Below are 425 nucleotides of genomic sequence, written 5' to 3'. Positions count from 1 at the left end.
TGCGAGCCGGACGCGGCGCTGATCGCGGAGGCCGTGGCCACCGCTGAGGCCGCCGACGTCGTGGTCGCGGTGGTGGGCGACCGGATCGAGCTCGTGGGCGAGGGGCGCTCGACCGCCACGCTCGAGCTCATCGGCGGGCAGAACGCGCTGCTGGACGCGCTGATCGACACCGGGAAGCCGGTCGTGATCGTGCTGCTGGCGTCGAAGCCGCTCGTGCTCCCGGCGTCGGCGGCTCGGGCCGCGGCGGTGCTGTGGGCCGCGAACCCGGGGATGCAGGGCGGTCGCGCGCTGGCCGAGATCGTGGCGGGCGCGGTGGAGCCGTCCGGCCGGCTGCCGATCTCGTTCGCGCGGCACGTGGGTCAGCAGCCCACCTACTACAACCAGATCCGAGGGCAGCACGGCGACCGGTACGCCGATCTCACGCA

At 74.4% G+C, this 425-nt stretch carries 1 protein-coding gene; it reads left to right on the top strand.

Features of this window, described 5'->3' with window-relative positions; all coding sequences use genetic code 11:
• Positions 1 to 425, top strand: a 425-nt coding sequence (locus KE671_RS22630; RefSeq protein ID WP_211986812.1) for a glycoside hydrolase family 3 C-terminal domain-containing protein, incomplete at both ends; no start/stop codon positions are given.

The sequence above is a fragment of the Citrobacter amalonaticus genome (genome assembly GCF_018252635.1).
GTDB classification, from domain to species: Bacteria; Pseudomonadota; Gammaproteobacteria; order Enterobacterales; family Enterobacteriaceae; genus Citrobacter_A; species Citrobacter_A amalonaticus_E.
The sequence above is the reverse complement of the archived record's forward strand: the minus strand, read 5'-3'. Positions and strand labels throughout refer to the sequence as shown.